Source organism: Leucobacter sp. WKLB1, assembly GCF_059696215.1.
On the sequence record NZ_AP046115.1, the window covers coordinates 3,088,936 to 3,111,611 of the forward strand.

Genomic DNA, 22,676 nt, shown 5'->3' on the forward strand with positions numbered 1-22,676 from the left:
TGCCCCGCGTGCATCGTGGAAGCAATGCGCACTTGACTATCCAAATGGATAGTTCTAGGCTGACGCTACCCGCCGCACCGTCGCCGGGCCCGCTTTCGAAGGGACACACCGCCGTGCCAGAACCTGCCCCCACCGCAGCCGATACGCGCATCGACTTTCTGTACCTCAACGAGGCAGACATGATTCGCGCCGGAGTGACCGACATGGCCGCGTGCGTCGACACGATGTCAGACATGCTCGGCCTGTTCGCCGAGGGCGATTACCGCATGGCCGGCACCGAGAACAATTCGCACGGTGCGCAGATCTTCTTCCCCGAAACGGAGACGTTTCCGGGCATGCCCGTCGATGGGCCGGATCGCCGGTTCATGGCCATGCCCGCGTACCTCGGCGGCGACTACCAGGCGGCCGGGTGCAAGTGGTACGGGTCCAACGTGGCGAACAAGGAGCGCGGCCTGCCGCGCTCGATCCTGATGTTCACGCTCAGCGACAAAGACACGGGCGCGCCGCTCGCGATCATGTCGGCGAACCTGCTCAGCGCGTACCGTACCGGCGCGATCCCCGGTGTCGGAGCCCGCGAGCTCGCCCTCGCAGACGCGCGCGTGGTCGGCATTGTCGGCCCCGGCCCCATGAATCGCACCTCGCTCGAATCATTCGTGGCGGTGCGCCCCGGCATCGACACCGTGCGCGTCTTCGGCCGCAGCCAGGGCGGCGTCGACACCTTCATCGCGTGGGCGTCCGAGAAGTTTCCGCAGCTCACCCTCGAGCAGGTCGACAGCTTCGAAGACGCCGTGCGCGACTGCGACATCGTCAGCATCGCCGTGCCCAGCCAGTCGGGCTCGGAGCACTACCCGCTCGTGCGAGACGAGTGGGTGAAGCCCGGCGCCTTCATCTGCTGCTCCGCGCACCTCGCCGTCGAGGAACCGCTCGTGCAGCGCTCCCGCCACGTCGTCGACGCGCGCAAGATCTACCAGGCGTGGGCCGAAGAGCTGCCCGAACCCGCGCACGAGGTCGTCGGCATCTGGGGCATCAGCCTCGTCGACCGGGTGCGCGACGGCCGTATGGCCCCGGAGCAGTTCGAAGACGTGGGAGAGATCATTCGCGGTATCACGCCGAGCCGCCAGTCAGACGACGAAATCTTCATCTACTCGGTCGGCGGCATGCCGGTCGAAGATGTGGCGTGGGCGACGCAGGTGTATCGCAATGCCGTGCGCGACGGCATCGGCACGCAGCTGAACCTCTGGGACGCGCCCGCGCTCGCGTAGGCAGCGCCTCGGAATCTGACGCGATCCCGCACCTCAGCAGCCCACTCGCACCCGCGACCGCACCCGCACCCGCACCGACCCGACCACCCGAGAAAGAAGACTGATGGAACTGCAGCACACCGACGTGATCGTCATCGGCGCCGGCACCGTGGGCTCGATGGCACTGTGGCAGCTGAGCAAGCGCGAGGGCCTGAAGGTCGTCGGCATCGAGCAGTACGGGCGCGTGCACCCGCACGGTTCGTACGTCGGCGAGTCGCGCGTCTTCCGCACCGCTGTGCACGAGGGCGGCACGTACGTGCGCATGATTCAGCGGTCGCGCGATCTCTGGCGCGAACTCGAGCGCGAATCGGGGCGCGACATCTACGCCGAGGTCGGCTGTCTCAGCATCGCCCCTGAGGGGTTTGCCGACCTCGACACCGCGATCGGCACCGTGCGCGAATTCGGAATTCCCCACCGTCTGCTCAGCACCGAGGAGTTGCGGGCGGAATACCCCCAGCACCGCATCAATGACGGCGATGTGGCCCTGCTCGACGAGCACGGCGGCGGCCTGCGCCCCGAGGTCGCAGTGATGAGCGCGCTCGACCTCGCTGAAGCGAACGGCGCCGAGTTGCACTTCAACACCCCGGTGCTCGAGATCGAGGAGCGCGGCAACGGCGTTGTGGTGCGCACCCCGCAGGGCGCGTGGCTCGCCCGGTCGGTCGTCGTCGCCTCGGGATCGTGGTCGACCCGGCTCTCCCCCGAGCTCAACGACCTGCTGCGCCTCCAGGTGCTCGGCCTCACCTGGTTCATGCCGAAGCACCCCGAGCAGTTCGTGCCGTCGCGCTTCCCGGCGTTCTTGCGCGATGTCGGCCCGATCCACTTCTTCGGCGCCCCCAGCTTCGACGGGTACTCGTTCAAGGCGTGCACGAACCCGGAGTGGCCGGTGTTCCGCGACGTCGACGAGGTGCCTGCGTCGCACACGCGCGCCGAACTCATCAAGATCGGCCAGCGCGCCGCCGAACTGTTCCCCGAGATCAACCCGGAGCCCGTGCGCCAGAGCGTGCACCACTGCGCATACACACCGGATCGCCTGCCCGTCGTCGATCGTAGCGCCAGCGGGCGGGTCGTCACCGTGACCGGGCTCTCGGGCCACGGTTTCAAGTTCTCGCCGCAGCTCGGCGGGTGGGCGGCACAGCTAGCTGCCGGCGACGACCTCGACGCGGTCACCGGCTGGGATCCGCGCTTCGCGCTCCCCGCCCACCTCGAGCGCCTCGCCGTGACGGGCGCCTACACCGGGGGCGGGCACTAGGCGCAGCGGGGGCGCGCGCCCTGCGCCACGTTCCGCCGCGCCCTCCTGCTCGCGAGCGCACCCCTTTTGCGCGAGTGCACCGGCGCGAAACGGGTGCGCTCGCGCAAAAGGGGTGCACTCGAGGAACGACGCGGGGTTGGGGCAGAACGACGCGGGGTGGGGGCGGAACGACGCGCCGCCGCCATCACCGCGCGGGCAGCGCGATCCACCCCTCGATCTCGACGAGCAGGTGGGGCTGCGCGAGCCCCGCGACGATCGCGAGCGAGTGGCCAGGCAGGTCGCCCGACGGAAACCACTCCGCGAAGATCGCGTTGCGCGCCGCCGCGTACTCGGGCATGTGCTCGGCGCCGACGACAAACGACATGAGCCGCACGATCGACTGCGGCGTGCCACCGGCCGCGGCAATGAGCGCTTCGATGTTGCGCAGCGTGTTTCGGGTCTGCGCGGCGATGTCGTCAGGCACCGCGCCGTCGCGATCGGCGCCCACCTGCCCCGAGATGAACACCCACTCCACGGGCCCCGAAACCGAGGCGAGGTGCGAGTAGGCTCCGACGGGCGCCGCGATGCCCTCGGGCGAATAGCGCCGGATCACCGGGCCGGGCTGAGCTGAATCATTCACGGTGGCATCCTCCAGACGACAACAACGACAACAACGACAACAACGCACCGGGCCCGACTCCGCATGCAGCGGCGGCCGGGCCCGGTGCACGAATTACTTCGCAGCGGCGACGATGCCGTCCATGAGGGTGCGGGCGCTGCCGTACCCCTCGGCGATGGCGTTGTGCTGCATGGTGAGGAGCACGTAGTCGGCGCCCTCTGCGGCGGCGAATTCCTTCTCGACGGTGGTCCATGCGGGCAGCACCCACGGCTTGTTGTTCGCGCGCGCCGCGGCGACAACCTTGCGGAAGTCGTCGAAGTCGGCCTCGGTCTGGCGGTACACGCCGCGCCCGCGCATCAGCGACAGATCGCCGGGGCCGATGAAGATGCCGTCGACGGTGGGCAGCGCCGCGATCGCCTCGATGTCGCGCAGCGCACCCGGATCCTCCACCATCGGGAAGATCTTGATGTCGCGATCCTGCGCGGCGACCCACTCGTCGTCGTAGCCCGCGTAGTTCATGGTGCGGCCGCCCGCGAGGCTGCGGGTGCCGAGCGGCGGGAACTTCGCGAAGTCGGTGACCTTCTTCGCGTGCTCGAGCCCTTCGATGTGGGGAATGATGACGCCGTCAGAGCCGAAATCGAGTGCCTGCTGGATCGCCCCGCGCTCAGGCACGAGCACCTTCGAGAGCACTTCGAGGCCGAGACCTTTCAGCACCGGAATGAAGCGTTCGAGGATGGAGAGGTCGAATGCACCGTGCTCGACATCGAGCACCACGAAGTCGTACCCGAGATTCGCGACGATTTCAGCAATGGCGACGCTGGAGTCTGAGAGCCAGGCGCCCTGCTTGAGTTGCTGTGACATGAGTGGTGTTCCTTTCAGGAGTTGCGGAGAAGAGGAGGAGTCAGGAGGCGATCGTGAACCGGCGGTTCGCAAGCGAGGGGTTGGTCTGGCGCACCTCGGAGATGCGGTCGGGCAAGATGGCCGCCGTTGCGACACCGTTGCGCTCCCCCAGTTCGCCGAGCACGAGCCCCATGGGGTCGATGATCAGGCTGCCGCCGACACCCAACGACGGGCCCTGCGACACCGCGGCGACGTAGAACGTGTTCTCGATCGCGCGGGCGCGGGCGAGCGTCTGCCAGTGATCTTCCTTGCGCGGACCGGGCACCCACGCGGCGGGGTATACGAGCACGTCGACGCCGGCGTCGGCGTGCTGGCGCGCGGCCTCGGGGAAGCGCAGGTCGTAGCAGGTCAGCATGCCGACCTTCACGCCGGCGATGTCGAACGTGATGGCGCCGTCGAGGGAGCCCGGGCAGATGTTGTCGGACTCCTTGAACCCGAACGCGTCGTACAGATGCGCCTTGTGATAGACCGCGACGAGGCCGTCTTCGGGGGTCAGCACGACGAGTGAGTTGTAGGCGCGAGTCTCGCCCGGGATCTCCTCGAGAATGCCGGCGACGATCGAGACGCCGGTGCGCTCGGCGATCTGCTCGAGGCCGGTGACGAACGGCCCGTCGAGGGGCTGCGCCTGCGCGAGCACCTCGGGGGTGAGCGCGGTGACGCCGATCATCGCGAACTCGGGGAACACGGCGAGGTCGGCGCCCTCGGCGGCGGCGATCTCGGTGACTCGGCCGATTTCGGCGAGGTTCGCCGCGACGTCCTCAGTCGAGACGATCTGGCAGATGGAGAGTTTCATGGGGGGTCCTTCCGGGTGAATCTGGGATGAGGTTTCGGGGATCTTGGGAAGTTTTTGGGTGTGTTCGACCGCGCTCCGTGCGAACGGCGGTCGGCGCGGTGCCGGGTGCGGGTCGCAGTGGAGTGGAGGGTGCGGGATCGCGAGGCCGGGTGCGCGTCACCCGCCCGTCGTGCAGTCGGCGATGCAGTGGTCGACGAACGCCCGACCCACTGAGTCGAGACGCCTCGGGTACCAGGAGATCGTCGCCGTCATGCTCGCGCTCGGATTGACGAGCTTGTGATAGCTCACCCCGTTCGGTCGCAGGTGCGCGAACGACTGCGGCGCGAACGAGACGCCCATGCCGGCCGAGACGAGCCCAGCGTGATCGAGGTAGGAGCCGAAGGCCTCGACGCTGTTCGGCGAGAAGCCCGCGCTCATGCAGGCCGAGACGACGGAGTCGAAGCCCATCCGGTTCGCCGCTCGAATGCCCTGGATGAACCGCTCGTCACGCAGCTCGGCGAAGCTCACCTCGTCTTGCCCCCCAAGCCGGTGACCGCTGGGCAGGCAGACCATGTAGTCGTCGCTGAAGAGGTCAACCGTCGACAGGTCTTTCAGGGTTGGCCGTGTCAGCAGCACTGCGACGTCGACGCTGCCCTGCTCCAGCTCCTCGATGAGCGTGCCCGTCGCGATGCTGCGCAGGCTCACCTCGGCCTCGGGGAATCGCTCCTGGAAGGTGCGCACGGCCCGTGCCGGCGAGGCGAAAAGCATCGCCGGCACGATGCCGATGCGCACGCGCCCGAACTGCGCATCGCGCGCATCCGAGAGCAGCTGAGACACCTCGCGCATCGAGTCGAGCACGTTGCGGCAGCGGAAGTAGAACTCGCGCCCCGCCTCGGTCGTCGTGATCGGCCGCGTGGTGCGGTCGATCAGCTGCACGCCGACGTCTTTCTCGAGTCGCGCGATTTGCTGCGACAGCGCGGGCTGCGTGATGAAGAGCTCGTCCGCAGCCTGGCGAAAGCCGCCGGCGTCGACCAGTGCGACGAAGGCTTCCAGGCGTCGGGTCTCCATGATCAGGCCTGCTTCGCTGCCAGTCGGATCGCTCGACGCTCGCGCTGCACCTCGGGGTCGGGCACGGGAGCGGCCGCGATGAGCCGTCGCGTGTACTCGTCTTGCGGGTGGTGCAGCACCTGCTCGGTCGGCCCCTGCTCGACGACGTCGCCGTGCCGCAGCACGACCACGCGGTTCGACAGGGTCTCGACCACCGAGAGGTCGTGGCTGATGAACAGGCACGAGAACCCGAGTTCGCGCTGCAGACCGAGGAAGAGGTCGAGCACCTGCGCCTGCACCGACACGTCGAGCGCCGACGTGGGCTCGTCGGCGATCATCAGCACCGGGTTCGTCGCGATCGCTCGCGCGATGCCGATGCGCTGCCGCTGGCCACCCGAGAGTTCGTGCGGATACCGGTCTACCCAGTCGGGGTTGAGCTGCACCTGCTCGAGCAGCTCTTTCGCGCGGGTGCGGCGCTTGCGACCGTCGCGCACGATGCCCTGCCACAGCAGCGGGTCGCTGATCGCCTGCCCGATGGTGCGCCGCGGATTCAGCGACGAGGCCGGATCCTGGAACACCATCGTGACGTGCTTGCGCAGCTGCTTCATGGCGGCGCCGCCACGGCCGGCGATGCGCTCGCCCTCGACTTCGAGCGTGCCCTCGGACACGGGGAGCAGGCCGATCGCGGCTTTACCGATGGTCGACTTGCCCGATCCCGACTCACCGACGAGACCCACGATCTCGCCCTTCGCGACCTGCAGGTCGATGCCGTTGATCGCTTGGAAGCCGGGGCGGCGCCAGCGACCCGGGTAGCGGATGACCGCCTGGTCGAGTTCGAGCACGACCTCCGGGAGCACATTGAGCGCGGTGACGCCGTCAATGCGCAGCTTGTTGCCCGACGAGTCCAAGAAGTCTTTCGCCTTGCCGAGGTGCGGCACCGCGGCAAGCAGCTGCTGCGTGTAGGGCTGCTGCGGGTTCGCGAAGAGCTGGCGCGACGGTGCGGCCTCGACGACCTCGCCGTCTTTCATCACGACCACGTCATCGGCGACATCGGCGACGACCCCCATGTCGTGGGTGATGATCAGCACGCCCATGCCGAGCCGCTCCTGCAGCTCCGCGATGAGGTCGAGAATCTCGGCCTGCACGGTGACGTCGAGCGCCGTCGTGGGCTCGTCCGCGATCAGCAGCTCGGGCTCGCTCGAGATCGCCATCGCGATCATCGCGCGCTGCCGCTGACCGCCCGAGAGTTGGTGCGGGTAGTCGTCGACCTTCTGCTCGGGATTCGGCATGTGCACGTCGCGCAGCAGCTGAATGGCCCGCTCGCGCGCCTCGGTCTTCGTGAGCTCACGATGGCTCGACAGCGCCGCAATGAGCTGGTCGCCCACCGTGTAGACCGGGTTCATCGCCGTCATCGGCTCCTGAAAGATCGTCGCGATGCGCGATCCGCGCAGCTTGCGCAGCGCCTTGTCCGAGAACGCGGTGACGTCGACGCCGTCGAACCAGATGGTTCCGGTGCGTCGCGTGTTCGGCGGGAGCAGGTCGAGAATCGACATGGACGTGACCGACTTGCCCGATCCCGACTCACCGACGAGTGCGAGGGTCTTGCCCTTCTCGAGTTCGAACGAGACTTCGTGGGTCACCGCTCGCCACCCGTCGGGGGTCTGGAACTCGACGGAGAGACGGTCAATCTTGAGGAGTGGAGTACTCATGATCGCTTCTTTGCTTTCGGATCGAGGAGATCGCGGAGGGCGTCACCGAGGATGCCGAACGCGAGAATGGTGAGCACGACAACGATGCCGGGCACGAGCAATGCGTGCGGGTCGGTCGTCAGGTATCGCTGCCCTTGGGCCACCATCGAACCCCACGAGGGGGTGGGCGGCACGACGCCGAGTCCGAGGTAGCTGAGTCCCGATTCGAGCAGGATCGCCGCGGCCATCGTGAGCGAGAACTGCACGATGATGGGCGCCGAGACATTCGGCAGCACCGTGCGGAACATGACCACGATGGTCGGTGCGCCGAAGGTCTTCGCGGCGTCCACGTATTCCTCGCGCTTCACCGACAGCACCTGGCCGTAGGTGATTCTCGCGAAGATCGGGGCGAAGAGCACGCCGATCGCGATGATCAGTGTCACCGCTCCGGGCCCGTAGAGGGTGACCGCGAGCAACGCGAGAATGATCGGCGGGAACGCGAGCACCACATCGACGATGAGGCGCATGGTGATGAACTCGGTGAGCCCGTTGAAGTACGCGCCCAGCAGACCGAGCAGCGTGCCGAGGCCCGTTGCGAGCAGCGTTGCGCCGAGGGCGATGAAGAGCTCGATCTGGGCGCCGTACATGACGCGCGACAGGATGTCGCGGCCGAGCTCATCGGTTCCGAGCAGGTGACCCTCCGAGAACGGGGGCTTCAGCCGCAGCGCGACGTTCTGCGCGATCGGATCGTAGGGCGCGAGCACCGGAGCGAGGAACATCACGACGAGAATGACGACGATGTACACGGCCATGATGACGCGCAGGGGCGTGATCGCCTGACGCAGGCGGGGACTGATTTTCATGACCGCCTCACTCGGGGATCGAGAATGCCGTAGATCACATCGACGACGATGTTGATCAGAATGAACATGAGCGCGATGACGATGACGATGCCCTGCACCACGGGGTAGTCACGGTTCGTGACGCCGTCGACCAGCAGGCTCGACATTCCGGGGTAGTTGAAGACCCGCTCGACCAGCACGGTCGAGCCGAGCAGGGTGCCGAAGCCGATGCCGATGACCGTGACGACCGGGGTCAGGGAGTTGCGCAGCACGTGCTTGCGGAACACCGTGAACGGGGCCAGGCCGATCGACTTCGCGGTGCGCACCCAGTCCTGCCCCTGCACTTCGAGCACCGCCGACCGTGTCATGCGGGCGATCTGGGCGGAGAAGCCGACGGCGAGCGATATCGCCGGCAGCATCAGGGACCAGATGGCGCCCAGCGGATCCTTCGCGAAATCGACGTAGCCGCCCGCGGGGAACCACTTCAGTGAGATCGAGAACAGCAGAATCAGTACGGCGCCGAACACGAACACCGGAAGCGCGACGCCGATCGAGCTGAGCGCGGTAACCAGGGTGTCGACCCAGCCGCCCTTGCGGGCGGCCAGGGCGCCGAGGGTGATGCCGAACACGACCGAGAGGAGCGTCGCGAAGCCGACGAGCAGGAGGGTGCGGGGCAGTCGGGCCCCGATCGCCTCGAGCACGGGCTGGGACGTCTTGAACGAGTTGCCGAGGTCACCGGTGAACACGCCGCCGAGGAAGTGCAGGTACTGCACGAACAACGGCTGGTTCAGACCCAGCTGTTCACGGACCCGGTCGACGGCTTCCGGCGTGGGGGCGCCCCCATCGCCGACGCTGAGGAGCAGCACGGCCGGGTCGCCCGGCACGAAATGCAGCGCTGAGAAGATGAGCGTGAGTACGAGGAGCACGAGGCCCACGCCCATCGCCAGGCGCTTCGCAATGAATGCAAGCACGATGTGATGTCTTCCTGAGTCGGTGGTTACTTCATCGAGGTGTTCGCCAGCATGTAGCCGCTGTAGAACGTGAGGGTGCCCGGCAAGTTCGAGAAGCCCTCTACCTGATCGTTGTAGCCATAGGCCTGGGCGCGGGTGTTCAGCGACGCGAACGGCACGTCTTCGGCCCAGATCTTGCCGATCTGCTGGTAGATGTCATGCTTCTCGGCGTCGTCGGTCGCCTGCAGACCCTGGCCGATGAGGTCGGCGATCTCGTCGTTCTTGTAGCCCCAGCTCACGTTGTAGGTGCGATCGTCGGTGACCCAGTTGATGAGGTACGACGGATCGGCGACAGCGCCGCTGTCACCGGAGACGGCGATGTCGTATTTGCCCTCGTTGCCTTGCGACACGCGAGTCGACCAGTCGGGAGCGTCGAGCGTGACGTCGATGCCGATCGCCTTCAGATCCTCCTGCACCGAGAGCGCATTGTCTTGCAGGAACGTGTACTGCGAGGTCGACAGGAGCGTCGCTGGGAAGCCGTCGGGGTAGCCGGCCTCCGCGAGCAGCGACTTCGCCTTCTCGGGGTCGTAGCTCCAGAGGTTCGCGAGATCCTCATCGTATGCCGGGTCGGTCTCCGGGATCGACAGACCGTTGAGCGCCGTGCCATTGCTCTGGAACGCGGCGAGTACCGAGTTGTCGCGATTCAGGGCGTACGCGACGGCCTGGCGCACCTTCGGGTCGGCGAACGGGCCGTCTTCGACGTTGAACTGCACGTATTGGAACGGTCCGTTGACCTGGTCGACGGTGAAACCTGCGTCGGCGACACGGTCGAAGTTCTCCCATGTCACGTAGTCGATGAGGTCGACATCGCCCGACAGCAGCGCGTTCGTGCGCGCCTCGCCGTCGGCGTAGAACTTCACGTCGATCTCGTCGAGCGCGATGTTGTCGGCATCGTAATAGCCGTCATTCTTCTCCATCGTGAGGCCGATGCCCTGATCGAGGTTCGTCATCTCCCAGGGGCCGGCGCCCACCCAGTTGGCGGTGTCGGGGTTGAGCGACGCATCGGGCACGATGCCCGCAAACGGCAGCGCGAGATACTGCAGGAAGGCGTTGTTCGGCTGCGAGAGCTTTACGGTGACCTCGGAGGCGCCGTCGCTGTCGATGCTGTCGATGTCTGCAAGCAGCGCGGCGAGCTGAGAACCGTTCGCCGGGTCGCGGTAGTAGTCGAGGGTGCTCTTGACGTTGTCGGCGGTGAGCGCGCTGTCGTCGCTGAACGTGAGATCGGGGTGCAGCGTGAACACGTAGGTCGTGTCATCGGGAGTGTCGATCTTCTCGGCGAGGGCCGGCGCCGCCTGGCCATCGGCGTCGAAACTCGTAAGGCCGCGGTGCACCATCGTGAGCAGCTGGTTGACCGCGGTGCCCTGCGAGGCACCGGTGATGGGCTGCGCCGGATCGGCCGAGAGTCCGAACGTCAGCACCTGCTCGGCAGAGCCGTCGCCGCTGGAGTCGCCGGAAGAGGAGCCGCTGCAAGCGGTGAGCGCGAGCGCCGCGACGGCGCCGAGCGAGAGAACCGAAAGCCAGGGCTTCAGGCGCTGCGGGCGTGAGGAGGACATCGGGTATTCCCTTCGTTGGGTGACCGACCTCGTGGCGCGACTGATGGTCTCTGCATGGCGAGGAGTCTCAACGCTGAGAGCTCGGTCGTCGTGCCGGTCGAGGGTGCTGGGTGAACAGGTGAACTGTTCAACGCCCAATCTAGAAGCCGACAACATAGGCTGCAAGTAAGAATTGGGTAACGAGAATAACGCCCAACTTATACTGTGTAAAAATGCAGGTCAGCGCCATGAAATGCTTCGATTTCAGTGCGCCAGCAATGCAGAACGCCTCCGATTCCGCGCGTGTTGCTCGGAATCGGAGGCGTCATGGGTGGCGGATCACCCGCCCGTGCAGTGAGTTTTCGGGTCAGTGAGTCAGCCGGCGGGCGGGAGCGGGTGCACCCGGGCTTCGACTGCGACTCTGCGATTACGCAGCGACGGCAACGTGCTGCGCACCGCGGCGATGCGCCCGGGCTCGACGGTCGCTGTGATGAGCGCGAGCTCCTGCTCGCCCGCATCGCCGAGTTGCAGACCGAGCGGGTCGAAGATGACACTGCGCCCCACTGACTTCACACTGACCTCATCGGACGCGAAGACGTAAGCAGTGTTCTCGATCGCTCGAGCTCGCAGCAGCGCAAGCCAGTGATCCTCTTTGACGACCCCGCGCGCCCAGGCCGCGCTGATGGCCAGCACCTCGGCTCCCTGGTCGATGAGCAGGCGGAAGAGTTCGGGGAATCGTAGGTCGTAGCAGATCGCGAACCCGACCCGCACGCCATCGATGTCGAGCACCGGTGGCAGCGCATCGCCCGGGGTGATCGAATCGGACTCCTTGACCGCGAAGGCGTCGTAGAGGTGAATCTTCTCGTACTCGGCGACGATCTCACCGCGGTCGGCGAGGAGGAGGATGTTGAGTGCGCGATCCGCTTCGACCACCCCCGGCACCCGTTTCGACATGCCGGCCGCGATGAAGAGCCCGTACTCCCGAGACAGGCGAAGCACCTCGGTCGCGAACGGGCCGTCAAGTTCTTCGGCTGCCGCGACGCCTTCGGCGACCGACGCCGTGACGCGGTGGTACATTGCCATCTCGGGCAGAATCAGCACGCGCGACCCCGCCGCCGCGGCGCGCGCCGCGAGCTCGCGGACGGCCGCGAGGTTCGCCGCTTTGTCTTCGATCGCGGGGAACTGCCCGACGCTGATCTGCAGGTTCGCGCGGTCGTGGGCCTGCGGCTCGGAGTCGGCGCCGCTCATGCGCGCGCCCATTCGGCGTTCACCGTATTGCGCTCGAACTCCTGCACGAAGCCGAGGCAGACGTCGTGCGCAACCCGTTTGATCCACTCGGCGCCGATCTCGGCCGAGCCGAGGCGAGGGTCGCCGGTGACACCCGAGGGGCTGACATCCGAGAAATCCCAGTACAGGGTGCCCGACTCGGCGGTGCCGGGAATCGCGCCCTCCGAGTAGTTCGTGGGGGTCCATCCTTCGAACGGCACGAGGCCGCCGTCGGCGATGAGCTGCGACTGCACGAGCTCGGGGAACATCGCGAGCATCGCGCTGTGCTCGGGCTCGGAGCCGTGGCCGTACGCGGTGGCCGGATCCTCGTAGAGATCGCGCATCACCCGGTAGCCGATGCCCCACGGGTAGACGCTGCCGACGAGCACGCCGTACTTCTTGCGGAGGCGATCCGCCGCGTGCGCAGCCGACGCCTGATTGCCGCCATTGTTGTTGACGATGACGATGCGGCGGAAGCCGTGTTTCACGAGACTGTCCATCACCTCGAACAGCACCGCCTGCAGCGTCTCGAACGAGAGGTTCAGCGTGCCCGCGAACCCGTCGAAGATCGGCGAGTGGCCGTAGCTCAGCGTCGGCGCCACGAGCACGGGGGTGTCGATGTGCTGCGCGATGTACTCGGACACCCACTCGGCGGTAATCGCGTCTTCGTTCAGCGGCAGGTGCGCGCCGTGCTGCTCGATGGCACCGGAAGGAATCAGCACGATCGGATTCTGGGCCGCAGCGTCGCGCGCCTCCGTCCAGCTGAGTTCCCCGAGTCGGTGTGTTCTGAAGTGCCCCATGTGCTCGCCTCTCCGTTGATGTGCGTGCTCCTCACCATAACTTTGCGCACAGTTCGGGGCACGGAGTATAAGGCGGTGTGATATTCGAGACGCGAGGCTTATGGCACGCCGGGCGAATATCACGCGGGAGCGGGTGGCGGGGGTGCGCGGCGCCCCCGCCACGCACCCCCGCGTCCTCTCCTCCCGACCTCCCCGCGCCCACCCCTCCCTCGAACGCACCCCTTTTGCGCGAGAGCACCTTCGAAATACGTGTGCGCTCGCGCAAAAGGGGTGCGCTCGGGGAGGCGGCGGGGGCAGGGGTGGCGCTACGAGTTGACCACCTTCCGCAGGCCGACGGCGCGCTCGATCACGAGCACAATCACGACCGACAGGGCGATGAGGATCACCGACAGCGCGGCGAGGCCCGGGTCCGAGCGGTACTGCAGGTAGCGGAACATCTCCACCGGCAGCGTCGTGTGCCCGGAGCCGGCCACGAAGAGCGAGATCACGGCCTCATCGAACGAGATGATGAACGCCATCACGCCGCCGGCGAGGATGCCCGGCGCGATGATCGGCAGCGTCACGCGACGGAACGTGGTGAATGAGTTCGCCCCGTGCACGCGCGCCGCCTCCTCACAGCGCATGTCACTCGTCACCAGACTCGAAAGCGTCGTGCGAATCACGTACGGCACCGTCACCCCGAAGTGCGCGAGCACAATGCCGGGGTACGTGCCGACGAGCCCAACCGGTTGGAACACCAGCAGCAGGCCGAGGCCGAGCACGACACCCGGCACGAGCAGCGGCGACAGGAAGAACCCCGACACCGCGGCCTTGCCCGGAAACTCGTAGCGCGCGATCGCAAGCGCGACCGGAACCCCGAGCACCAGTACGACGACCGCCGTCACCACGGCGGTGACCAGGCTGACCCGCGCACCGTCCATGAGGTCGGTGTTCTGCAAGATGCTCTCGTACCACTGGAACGACGGCGCCCCGATCTCGATCGCGAGACTCTTGGAGTCGTTGAACGAGATCAGCACGACGGCGATGATCGGGGCCAACAGGAAGAGGTAGACGATCGTCACGACGATCCGGTTCAGAATTTTCGCCATGGCGCATCACCCTTCGAATCGCTTGATCAGGCGCTGGTACACGGCGACGATCGCACCGAATACCGCGAGCAGAATGACCGACAGCGCTGACGCGAGTGGCCAATTGAGCGTCTGCGTCGCCTCACTGTAGACCTCGGTCGCGAGGATGAACACGCGGCCGCCGCCCAACAGCTTCGGCGTCACGAACGAGCTCACCGCGAGCACGAACACGAGCAGGAACCCCGTGAAGACGCCGGGGAGTGAGAGCGGCAGCGTGACCCGGAAAAACACCTTCGCTTTCGAAGCGCCGAGCGATCCCGCAGCCTCCTCGAGCGAGGCGTTGATGCGCCCGAAGCCCGAGATCATTGCCAGGATCGCGTACGGCATCAGGATCTCGACGAGCGCGATCGCCGTTCCGAGAAAGTTGTTGCTCAACCGCAGCGGGGTGCTGATCAGCCCGAAATTCTGCAGCGCGGCGTTGATCACTCCCTGGTCGCCGAGCAGCGCCATCCACCCGAACGTGCGCGCCACGGCCGAGGTGAGCAGCGGCGCGATGGCGAGCGCCATCAGCACCCCTTTCCACTTCGAGGTGGTGCGCGTCAGGAAGAGCGCGATCGGGTACGACAGCACCACCGCGCCGAGCCCGCAGACGAGCCCGAGCAGCAGCGTGTTGCCGATCACCTTCCAGTAGAACGGGTCAGAGAGCGCATCGCTGTACGAGGCGGCGGTGAGCGTCTCGATGAGCTGCCCACCCGAACCGTTCTCGTTCAGCGACATGCGGATCATCACGAAGAGCGGCAGCAGGAAGCTGACGAACAGGCCGATGATGCCCGGGATCACCAGTCCATAGGCCGACCACCGCGAGCGGTTGCGCGCCCGGTTCGACTTCATGCCGATGCTGATGAACTCCGTGTTGGTGTGCGTGGCCGTCATAGCGTCCCCCTCACCCTTCCGGCACGAGGTGCGCGTCGCCCGGTTCGAACGACACGTACGCCTCGTCGCCGATCCGCAGCTCGTCATGGGCCGTGCTCAGCTTGTCGGCGCGCATGACCTGGCCGCTGTCGAGGTGCAGGTCGTAGCTGCGCACGTTGCCGGTGTAGCTCGACGCCACGACACGGGCACGCGCGGTGGGCAGTGATCCCGCCTGCGCATCGCTCGCTGCAACCGACACTCGATGCGGCCGCACCACGAGCGAGGCCGCTCCGTCGATGCCCGGCGCACCGGCCACCGCGAAGCTGCCGAAGAGCTCCGACTGCACCTGGTAGGCGCCGCCCGAACTGCCCGATACCGACCCCACCTCGAGAAAGTTCGCCTTGCCGACGAAGTTCGCCACGAACTTCGTCGCGGGGCTCTCGTAGATGGCTGTCGGCCGGTCGTACTGCTCGATGACGCCGTTGTTGAGGATCGCGATGCGATCCGCCATGTCGAGCGCCTCGTCTTGATCGTGCGTGACGAACAGGGTCGTGGTGCCCGACTCCTGCTGGATGCCGCGAATCTCGCGCCGCATCGCCTCGCGCAGCTTGGCGTCGAGGTTCGACAGCGGCTCATCGAGCAGCAGCAGCAGCGGGTGGATCACGAGGGCGCGTGCGAGTGCGACGCGCTGCTGCTGGCCGCCCGAGAGCTCGGCCGGCTTGCGCGCTTTCAAGTGCCCGAGTTGCACCTTTTCGAGCGCCTCCTCAGTGCGCGGGCCGATCTGCGCACGCGGCACCTTGTGCATCTGCAGGCCGAACGCGACGTTCTCCTGGACCGTGAGGTGCGGAAAGAGCGCGTACGACTGGAACACCATGCCCATGCCGCGCTTGTGCACCGGGGTCGACACGACATCCTTGCCGTTCACAAAGATCTGCCCCGACGTGGGTTCGAGCAGGCCGGCGACCATGCGCAGCGTCGTCGTCTTGCCGCACCCCGAGGGGCCCAGCAGGGCGACGAGATCGCCCTGCTGCACATCGAGGTTCACATCATTGACCGCGGGTGCGGCCGTCTTCGGGTAGGTCTTCTGCAGGTTGCGGATCGACAGGTACTCGGGGTCGAGCTGCTCCGTCATGCTCAGCCTCCGATCACGCTGCGTCGCCACTGCTCGGTCCAGGCATCGCGCTGGTCGGCGAGCCAGATCCAATCGATGTCGACGATGTTCGGGTCGGCAGAATCGGCGACACGATCTTTCACGGCTTCGGGGATCTCCGCGTCAGACACCACCGGCGCGTAGAACAGCGCTTCGGCGAACGACTCCTGAGCTTCCTTCGAGAGCGCGTAGTCCATGAACTGCTGCGCGGCTTCGGTCTTCTCGGTGCCCTCGACGAGGTTGATGGTGTTGATTTGGAAGCCGATGCCGTCATCGGGCTGCACAACGCCCATCGCCCCATCGGAGTCGTCGGCGAAGTACTGGGCGCGGGCGTTCCAGCCGACGCCGTACTGCGAGGTGCCCGAGATCACGGGCTGGTAGACGTCGGGCACGGGCTCCCACGTATTCACGAGCGGCGCGAGCTCGGCGAGCTTCTCGATCGCGGGCTCGATCGTGTCTTTGTAGTCGACGCCGAGATTGTTCGCCGTCAATGCGGTGAGTGTGTGGCCCTGGATGTCCGGCGGAGCCGGGATCGACACCGAGTTCTCGGGAGCATCCCACAGGTCGGCGATGCCCTTCGGCGGGGTCTTCACCGCCTCGGTGTTGTAGAGCACGACGAGGTTGTCGAACGTGACCGCGGGGCCGAAGCCGTGGGCGTTCTGCCCGAGCTCGACGACGTTCGCCAGGTTCGGCACGTCGGCCTCGCTCACCTTCGCGAACAACCCCTCCTGGTTGCCGGTGTGCGCGACCGAAGCGTCCATGATCGCGAGGTCGACCGTGGGGCTCGACGCTTCGCTGCGCAGCTTGCCGAGCATCTCCGCACTGTTCTGCGCGGGCACGAAGTTCACGACCACGTCGTCCTGCGACGCATTGAACTTGTCGACGACCGCGGCGGTGTACTGGTCGTCGAAGAGCGCGGCGTAACCGAGCACGTTCACCTCGACGGCGTCGGGGTTCGACGAGCCAGAGCCGCCGGAGGCGCCGCTGCACGCGGTGAGCGCGAGCGCGGAAATCATCACGGCGGACACGCCGATCTTGGTCTTCACTGACATGGTGCTTCTCCTTTGAAGTTCACTCACACCCATGTCAACGAGCCTGGTCGAGAGCGACGATACGGGGCGATTCGGGATCGCGCAAGGGTCGAATTCAGAAATGTTATTTCGGCCCAATCACGTCCACGCATGCTATTTACACGCCTCTGATCTGCACTTTTATCAATTGTTATCGAATGCGGGGTTCCTTTTCCGAAGTTTCGTTGCTACGGTGCATGGCACGTGTATACAACACGTACACAATCTGTGCGATGAGCCTGGTCCGCCCTGCACGATCCACTCGAAGATCCACACATTGAGGTGTGCGACTCCTCGCGGAAGCCGCCACCGGAAAGGCACGACGCCGTGTTCGAATTCCTCCCCATGCCCACCCAGATCTCCGAGGAGCGCCGCCAGTCGCTTCTCACCGTGCAAACATCAACACTCGGTCACCTGCGCGACTTCGGGTTCGTGCGCGGTCTCACCCCGAACCGCCGCCCGATCCAATTCGCCGGCACCGCGGTCACCGTGCGGCTCCCCCACATGGACTCCACTGCGCTGCACGTCGCCGCCGATCACCTGCGCCCCGGCGACGTGCTCGTCGTCGAACAGTCGGGTGACGACCGCTCGAGCTTCGGCGGCATGGTCGCCTTTACCTCGAAGACCCGCGGCGCCGAGGGTGTCATTCTCTCGGGGGCGATGAACGACTTCGACGAGGTGCTCGAGCTCGGGCTCCCCGTCTACTCGCGCGGCGTCTCGGCGCGCACCACGCGCATCCTCGGCATCGAGGGTGCGATCAACGTACCAATCACCGTCGGCGGCGTCGTCATCACCCCCGGCGACGCGATCTTCGCCGACTCCGACGGTATCGCCGTGCTTACCGAAGCCGAAATCGACGAGATCGTCGCCGATCTGCGCGGCAAGGAGGGCGCCGAGCCCGCCAAGAAGGATGAGATCGTCGCCGGCAAGAAGCTCTCGGAGTGGAGCGGCGCCGCGAAGTACTTCGAGACGATCGGGGCCGCCTGATGAGCGAGTTCCGCCTCACCGTTGCCCAGTTCGCCGCGACACCCGACATCGAGCGCAACCGCGCGCTCGCCGTCTCGCTCATCGAACGGGCGGGACCGACTTCCGACCTCGTCGTGATCCCCGAGAACGCCATGTACTCGGATTCGGCCAAAGAGTTTCCTGATCAGACGCACTCGGAAACGCTCGATGGGCCCTTCCTGACCGCGTTGCAGGGAGCGGCCGAGAGATCCGGCACCCATGTCGTCGCCGGATTCACCGAAACCAACGAGGGTGCGCACCCCTACAACACCCTCGTGCACATCGACCCGTCGGGCGCGCTCGCGGGCTACTACCGCAAGATCCACCTGTACGACGCATTCGGCTACCGCGAATCGGACTCGGTGACTGCGGCCGCAGCCGCCGAACCGCTCACCTTCGAGGTCAACGGCATCACCGTCGGCGCGGCCACCTGCTACGACCTGCGGTTCCCCGAGATCGCGCGCTGGCTCGTCGACCACGGCGCCGACGTCATCGTGTACCCGGCAGCCTGGGCCGTGGGGCCGCTGAAAGAATTCCACTGGGAGTCCCTGCTGCGGGCGAGGGCGATCGAGAACACGACATACATCGCCGCGGCAGGGCAGACCGGGCCGCACTGCACCGGGCAGAGCCAGGTCATCGATCCGCTCGGCATCACCCGCGCCTCCGTGGGCGAAGAAGCCGACGCATTTGCCACCGCAGTGGTGAGCTCCGAGCGCATCGCGCAGGTGCGCACCACCAATCCGTGCTTGGAGAATCGACGCTTCGACGTCAGCCCCCGGGCCTGAGCTACGATCAACCCATGCAGCAGATCCCGGATGTTTCTCAGGCCCGGTTCGGCGGCTGGTCGGCGAAGACGCCGCTGCCGCCGGGCCTGCGACCGGACGGGGTGAAAGCCGCAGACTACGCCTACGGGTATCTGAAGAACCTCATCATCACCCTCGTATTGGCCCCGCAATCGGTCATCACCGAGAACGAGGTCGCGCTGGCGACGGGCGTCTCCCGGACTCCGGTCCGGGAGGCGTTCTCCCGTCTCCAGTCGGAGCAACTCCTCACCCTGATCCCCCACCGCGGCGCGATCGTTCCCGAGATCACGCTGCGCGCGATCCAGGAGCAGGCCCAGACCCGCGTCGTGCTCGAAGGGTACGGCGTGCAGTGGGTCTGCGAGCACCGAGTGCCGATCGTGGATCGCCTCAACCGATTGATCGACGAGCAGCAGGCAATCTACGACGACGACCCCGAGCGCGTCGTCGACATGGTCGTCACCGACAAAGAGTTCCACTGGACGCTGGTGCAAGCCACCGGCAACACCGAGTTCGCCCAGCTCTACAACACCATTCACGACCGCCAGGTGCGCATCGGCATCGCCATGTTCTCGGCCGTGCCGTCGCGCCGCTGCACCGCGATCGAGCAACACCGCGAGATCGCGCACGCCGTCGAAGAGTTCGACCTCGTTACTGCGCGTTCGCTGCTCGAGTCGCACCTCGTGGGCAGCCTCGGCGAGATCTCGCAGATCTTCAGGAACTAGGGGTCGGGGGCGGCGACGGGCTGGGCGCGCCGCCGCCGCGGGCCGCCCGCCGCTTCTTCCCCTCGAACGCACCACTTTTGCGCGAGAGCACCGGTCAATGATGCGCACTCTCGCGCAAAAGTGGTGCGTTCGCGAGCGGGGCGGCGCGCGTCGGGCTCCGCTAGCGAGGGCGCAGGGGTGAGTGCTGCTGCACCCAGCTGTACATCGCCACTGCGGCGGCGGCAGACGCGTTAATCGAGCGGGTCGACCCGTACTGCGAAATCTCAACTACGGCTTCGGAGGCGGCGATCGCCTCGGCGGTGAGGCCCGGCCCCTCCTGCCCGAACAGCATGACGCAACGTTCGGGCCAGTCGAACGTTTCCATCGGCACGCAGCCGGGCACGTTGTCGATCGCGATGATCGGCACTCCTGCAGCTCGCGCCCACTCGACGAGTGCCGAGACGTCTTCCCGGTGCTCGACGTGCTGGTAGCGATCCGTCACCATCGCCCCGCGCTTGTTCCAGCGGCGACGCCCGACGATGTGCACGGTGTCGGCGGCGAACGCGTTCGCGCTGCGCACGATCGATCCGATATTCATGTCGTGCTGCCAGTTCTCGATCGCGACGTGGAACGGGTGGCGGTGCTCATCGAGATCGGCGACGATCGCTTCCATGCGCCAGTACCGGTAGCGGTCGACGACATTGCGGGTATCGCCGTGCTCGAGCAGCTCGGCGTCGTAGAACTCCTCGGTCGGCCAGGCGTCGCGGCCCCCGGGCCACGGCCCGACCCCGGAGGTCGAGCGCTCGGCGGTCGGGGTCGTCTCGGGCGCTGCGTCACTCACCCGACGATTCTCCCACGCGGCGGCGGGTGATCCGGCGCGCAGCCTCGTCGGGGCCCTCCGTCAACGGGAAAGGGGTCACTTTGGGAGGGTGCGATGACGACAACACCCTCCCAAAGTGACCCCGATCGCATCGCGGCGCTGCGCGGCGGCAGAGCTGTGCGGCGGCAGAGCTGTGGCGGCGGAGCGGCGCGGCCGCGCACCAGTGCTACTGATTCGAGAACGCCGCGTCGAACGACGCCGTGGGGCGCTGCCACAGCAGCGAGCGGATGCGGGTCACGGCCTCGGCGGCGCCGTGCAGGCGGTCCATGCCGGCGTCTTCCCACTCGATCGAGATGGGGCCGTCGTAGCCGATGCTGCCGAGCGCGCGGAACGCGTCCTCCCAGTGGGTGTCGCCGTGCCCGGTCGACACGAAGTCCCAGCCACGGCGCGGGTCGCCCCACGGCAGGTGCGATCCGAGAATGCCGGATCGCCCGGTCGGCGGGCGCAGGCGCGTGTCTTTGCAGTCGACGTGGCAGATGCGGTCGGCGAAGTCGACGATGAAGCCGATCGGGTCGATGCCCTGCCATACGAGGTGACTCGGATCCCAGTTCAACCCGAATGCCGGGTGGTGGTCGATCGCTTCGAGCGCGCGCACCGTCGTCCAGTAGTCGTAGGCAATCTCAGACGGGTGCACTTCGTGGGCGTACCGCACCCCCTCGCCGTCGAAGACGTCGAGAATGGGCGTCCAGCGCCGAGCGAAATCTTCGTACCCCTCGTCGATGACCGAGGCCGGCACGGGCGGAAACATTGCAACGTATGGCCAGATCTTCGACCCGGTGAAGCCCGTCACCACGTCGGCGCCGAGCTTGCGGGCCACGCGTGCGGCGCGCTGCATGTCTGCGGCGGCGCGCTGGCGCACGCCCTCGGGGTCTCCGTCGCCCCAGACGTAGGGGCGCACGATGGCCTGGTGCCGAAAGTCGATGGGGTCGTCGCAGACCGCCTGGCCGGCGAGATGGTTCGAGATCGCCCAGACCTTGAGTCCGTAGCGGTCGAGCACGTCGAGTCGCGACTGCAGATACGCGTCGTCTTCGTCGGCGCGCTGCAGATCGAGGTGATCGCCCGACGCCGCGATCTCGAGGCCGTCGTAGCCCCACTCTGCGGCGAGGCGGGCGACCTCTTCGAAGGGCAGGTCGGCCCACTGCCCGGTGAACAGGGTGACGGGGTGCGATGCTTCGTGCGTCATGGTCGGCCGCTCCTTCGCAGCTGGTGGTCGGTGAGAAAATCGTAGGTGATGCGGGCGAGTTCGTCTTGCGATTCGGCAAGCGGGCGCCAGATCGACGCCGCGGTTGCGATGGTGTCGTTGTTTCCCGTGAAACTCTCAAGGGTCAGCGGGCCGGTGTAGCCGATGTCGTCGAGCGCGTCGAAGAACCCATCCCAGTCGGTGTGATCGGGGCCGGCGGGCCCACGATCGGAACCGCAGACCTGCACCACGGCGACGTGCTCCCCCGCGGCCCGGATCGCCGCCGCCGGCGACCGCTCCTCGATGTTCAGGTGGTACGCGTCGAGTGCGAGGCCCACCCCCGAGTCAGCACCGAGCAGCGGCCCGAGTGCGTCGAGCGCCTGCTCCACCGTGTTGATCAGGCTCGTCTCGTATCGATTGAGCGGCTCGATCGCGAGCGTGACTCCGCGCTCGGCGGCGTAGGCGGCAACAGGCAGGATCGCCTCGCGCAACGACGCAATCGCCGTCGCACGCTCCGCGGCGTCCATGCGCCATACCCGCCCGGTGCGCGCGGTGAATGGGCCGGCAACGGTCGGAGACCCCACCGCGACCGCGACGTCGACGCAGTGGCTCAGGTACGCCTGCGTGGCCGAGCGGAGGCGATCGTCGAGCAGGTCGCGACCCTCCCCCATGGCCCCGACGACGCGTGCCTCCATGCCGAGCCCGCCCAGCCGTTCGGCGGCGAGCGCGGGATCCCAATCGCCGGGAGATTCGACGGGCAGCTCGAGCAGTGTGTACCCGATCCCCTGAGCCCGTTCGGCGATGGCGAGCAACGAGTCATCGTTGAGCGGCGACGTCCACACCCAGGTGTTCACCCCGAGCTCCCGAACCACGCCCCCCCCCCGCCACACTCTCACCATCACT

General features: G+C 66.8%; 22 protein-coding genes. 5 read left to right on the forward strand and 17 right to left on the reverse strand.

From position 1 onward, the window contains the following. The first annotated feature begins 113 nt into the window (after positions 1–113). Together ACZF5Y_RS14200 and solA are read left to right on the forward strand one after the other, a co-directional pair. Positions 114–1,262 carry a tyramine oxidase subunit B gene (locus ACZF5Y_RS14200; RefSeq protein WP_497533365.1) on the forward strand — a complete coding sequence of 383 codons (1,149 nt, stop codon included), beginning with the start codon at positions 114–116 and terminating at the stop codon, positions 1,260–1,262. 103 nt (positions 1,263–1,365) lie between these two features. Continuing rightward, positions 1,366–2,550 (forward strand): N-methyl-L-tryptophan oxidase, encoded by a 1,185-nt coding sequence (gene solA, locus ACZF5Y_RS14205; protein WP_497533366.1) that lies wholly within the window; start codon positions 1,366–1,368, stop codon positions 2,548–2,550. A gap of 184 nt (positions 2,551–2,734) precedes the next feature. Here solA and ACZF5Y_RS14210 read toward each other — a convergent pair whose 3' ends face one another. The 14 genes from ACZF5Y_RS14210 to ACZF5Y_RS14275 form a co-directional block, all read right to left on the reverse strand. Further along, on the reverse strand, positions 2,735–3,169 hold the full coding sequence (locus ACZF5Y_RS14210) for a RidA family protein (RefSeq protein WP_497533367.1): 435 nt from the start codon (positions 3,167–3,169) through the stop codon (positions 2,735–2,737). Positions 3,170–3,262: 93 nt separating this feature from the next. Continuing rightward, positions 3,263–4,009, reverse strand: coding sequence for an HpcH/HpaI aldolase family protein (locus ACZF5Y_RS14215; protein WP_497533368.1), 747 nt, complete (start codon positions 4,007–4,009; stop codon positions 3,263–3,265). A gap of 40 nt (positions 4,010–4,049) precedes the next feature. Further along, positions 4,050–4,841 (reverse strand): carbon-nitrogen hydrolase family protein, encoded by a 792-nt coding sequence (locus ACZF5Y_RS14220; protein WP_053387794.1) that lies wholly within the window; start codon positions 4,839–4,841, stop codon positions 4,050–4,052. A gap of 156 nt (positions 4,842–4,997) precedes the next feature. After that, a complete protein-coding gene (locus ACZF5Y_RS14225; RefSeq protein WP_497533371.1) occupies positions 4,998–5,888 on the reverse strand; it encodes a LysR family transcriptional regulator in 891 nt (296 codons plus the stop codon). A 2-nt stretch (positions 5,889–5,890) separates the two neighbouring features. After that, positions 5,891–7,576 carry an ABC transporter ATP-binding protein gene (locus ACZF5Y_RS14230; RefSeq protein WP_497533372.1) on the reverse strand — a complete coding sequence of 562 codons (1,686 nt, stop codon included), beginning with the start codon at positions 7,574–7,576 and terminating at the stop codon, positions 5,891–5,893. Then, a complete protein-coding gene (locus ACZF5Y_RS14235) occupies positions 7,573–8,418 on the reverse strand; it encodes an ABC transporter permease (protein ID WP_497533374.1) in 846 nt (281 codons plus the stop codon). Before ACZF5Y_RS14235 ends, ACZF5Y_RS14230 begins: the two co-directional genes overlap by 4 nt. Continuing rightward, complete coding sequence (locus tag ACZF5Y_RS14240; protein ID WP_075201386.1) at positions 8,415–9,368, reverse strand: ABC transporter permease; 954 nt, start codon at positions 9,366–9,368, stop codon at positions 8,415–8,417. The genes ACZF5Y_RS14235 and ACZF5Y_RS14240 overlap by 4 nt, the downstream gene beginning before the upstream one ends. A gap of 26 nt (positions 9,369–9,394) precedes the next feature. After that, the gene (locus ACZF5Y_RS14245) at positions 9,395–10,960 is read right to left on the reverse strand and encodes an ABC transporter substrate-binding protein (protein WP_497533376.1); all 1,566 of its coding nucleotides are present in this window, start codon (positions 10,958–10,960) and stop codon (positions 9,395–9,397) included. A gap of 354 nt (positions 10,961–11,314) precedes the next feature. After that, the gene (locus ACZF5Y_RS14250) at positions 11,315–12,187 is read right to left on the reverse strand and encodes a nitrilase-related carbon-nitrogen hydrolase (RefSeq protein WP_497533377.1); all 873 of its coding nucleotides are present in this window, start codon (positions 12,185–12,187) and stop codon (positions 11,315–11,317) included. Continuing rightward, complete coding sequence (locus ACZF5Y_RS14255; protein ID WP_497533379.1) at positions 12,184–13,005, reverse strand: creatininase family protein; 822 nt, start codon at positions 13,003–13,005, stop codon at positions 12,184–12,186. Before ACZF5Y_RS14255 ends, ACZF5Y_RS14250 begins: the two co-directional genes overlap by 4 nt. 305 nt (positions 13,006–13,310) lie before the next feature. Further along, positions 13,311–14,093 (reverse strand): ABC transporter permease, encoded by a 783-nt coding sequence (locus ACZF5Y_RS14260; protein ID WP_053353831.1) that lies wholly within the window; start codon positions 14,091–14,093, stop codon positions 13,311–13,313. A 6-nt stretch (positions 14,094–14,099) separates the two neighbouring features. Continuing rightward, positions 14,100–15,005, reverse strand: a complete 906-nt coding sequence (locus ACZF5Y_RS14265; protein WP_497533380.1) for an ABC transporter permease — start codon at positions 15,003–15,005, stop codon at positions 14,100–14,102. Between the two features lie 10 nt (positions 15,006–15,015). Further along, a complete protein-coding gene (locus ACZF5Y_RS14270) occupies positions 15,016–16,116 on the reverse strand; it encodes an ABC transporter ATP-binding protein (protein WP_497533381.1) in 1,101 nt (366 codons plus the stop codon). 2 nt (positions 16,117–16,118) lie between these two features. After that, entirely contained in the window at positions 16,119–17,186 is a 1,068-nt protein-coding gene (locus ACZF5Y_RS14275) for an extracellular solute-binding protein (RefSeq protein WP_497533382.1), read from the reverse strand. 363 nt (positions 17,187–17,549) lie between these two features. Between ACZF5Y_RS14275 and ACZF5Y_RS14280 the strand changes: the two genes are divergently transcribed. Genes ACZF5Y_RS14280 through ACZF5Y_RS14290 form a run of 3 tightly spaced genes read left to right on the forward strand, consistent with a single transcriptional unit; the run spans position 17,550 to position 19,734 of the window. Then, complete coding sequence (locus ACZF5Y_RS14280; protein ID WP_497533383.1) at positions 17,550–18,191, forward strand: RraA family protein; 642 nt, start codon at positions 17,550–17,552, stop codon at positions 18,189–18,191. Continuing rightward, on the forward strand, positions 18,191–18,994 hold the full coding sequence (locus ACZF5Y_RS14285; RefSeq protein WP_497533385.1) for a carbon-nitrogen hydrolase family protein: 804 nt from the start codon (positions 18,191–18,193) through the stop codon (positions 18,992–18,994). The genes ACZF5Y_RS14280 and ACZF5Y_RS14285 overlap by 1 nt, the downstream gene beginning before the upstream one ends. Positions 18,995–19,008: 14 nt before the next feature. Next, positions 19,009–19,734, forward strand: coding sequence for a GntR family transcriptional regulator (locus ACZF5Y_RS14290; RefSeq protein WP_497533387.1), 726 nt, complete (start codon positions 19,009–19,011; stop codon positions 19,732–19,734). 160 nt (positions 19,735–19,894) lie between these two features. On the opposite strand, the gene ACZF5Y_RS14295 is transcribed toward ACZF5Y_RS14290, so the two are convergent. The 3 genes from ACZF5Y_RS14295 to ACZF5Y_RS14305 form a co-directional block, all read right to left on the reverse strand. After that, positions 19,895–20,554, reverse strand: a complete 660-nt coding sequence (locus tag ACZF5Y_RS14295) for a TrmH family RNA methyltransferase (protein WP_497533388.1) — start codon at positions 20,552–20,554, stop codon at positions 19,895–19,897. Positions 20,555–20,759: 205 nt separating this feature from the next. Continuing rightward, on the reverse strand, positions 20,760–21,776 hold the full coding sequence (locus ACZF5Y_RS14300) for a sugar phosphate isomerase/epimerase family protein (protein WP_497533389.1): 1,017 nt from the start codon (positions 21,774–21,776) through the stop codon (positions 20,760–20,762). Then, a complete protein-coding gene (locus tag ACZF5Y_RS14305; RefSeq protein ID WP_497533391.1) occupies positions 21,773–22,645 on the reverse strand; it encodes a sugar phosphate isomerase/epimerase family protein in 873 nt (290 codons plus the stop codon). Before ACZF5Y_RS14305 ends, ACZF5Y_RS14300 begins: the two co-directional genes overlap by 4 nt. Positions 22,646–22,676 lie beyond the last annotated feature (31 nt).